The organism is Fulvivirga kasyanovii (assembly GCF_009711405.1).
GTDB lineage: Bacteria > Bacteroidota > Bacteroidia > Cytophagales > Cyclobacteriaceae > Fulvivirga > Fulvivirga kasyanovii.
Genome location: NZ_SMLW01000119.1, coordinates 1 through 916, shown reverse-complemented (window position 1 = coordinate 916; position 916 = coordinate 1). Strand labels below are relative to the sequence as shown.

Annotated in this window: 1 protein-coding gene; it reads left to right on the top strand. The window is 44.9% G+C overall.

The genetic code is table 11. The annotated features are described in order from the left end of the window. Positions 1-774 (top strand): isoaspartyl peptidase/L-asparaginase family protein (locus E1163_RS00245; RefSeq protein WP_155168531.1); only part of this gene is annotated, 774 nt, incomplete at its 5' end. Positions 775-916 lie beyond the last annotated feature (142 nt).

The following is a 916-nucleotide window of genomic DNA, read 5'->3' as shown; positions in this document are numbered from 1 at the left end:
ACTACTGCCATTCAAATACTGGAAGAATCACCGCTATTCAATGCCGGAAGAGGGGCTGTTTTTACCAATGAAGGAAAAAATGAAATGGACGCCTCCATTATGAACGGTGAAACCAGCGATGCCGGAGCTGTGGCAGGTGTAACTAATGTAAAAAGCCCTATTATCGCAGCCAGAGCAGTAATGGAGAAGTCCCCACATGTAATGATGTCCGGCAAGGGCGCTGAGCAATTCGCCGCAGAACAAGGACTTGAAATAGTTGATCCTTCGTACTTCTACGATGAGAGACGCCATGAGCAGTTGCAACGCATCAAGGAAGAGGAAAACACCTCGGCATACCTTGAACAGTATCCCGACTACAAATTCGGAACCGTAGGCTGTGTGGCACTGGACGCTCATGGCAATATTGCAGCAGGTACTTCTACCGGTGGCATGACCAACAAAAGATATGGCCGAATAGGTGACTCTCCAGTGATTGGTGCGGGTACGTATGCCGATAATGCTACTTGTGGTGTCTCAGCAACCGGACATGGCGAATTTTTTATCAGGAATGTTGTGGCCTATGATATAGCCGCACTAATGAAATACAATGATATGAGCGTAGAAGAAGCTGCCGAGGAGGTAGTAATGAACAAGCTGGTGCAAAAAGGTGGTTCGGGCGGAATAATAGCCCTTGACAGGCAGGGAAATATAGCAATGCCGTTTAATACAGCGGGTATGTATAGGGGTTATATCCGTGAAAAGAATAACCCCGTAGTCAAGATCTACAAGGAATAACCTTTAGGTCAACTCCAGTTGTGAGTTAAGATTCTTAACCCTTTCTTTTAAAGCAGAAAGATCCATGTTTATGCGGTATTTCATTTTGATGTACCGTCGGATTACTTCTGCTTTTTTTCCCTGTCTTAAATGAAAAAGAATA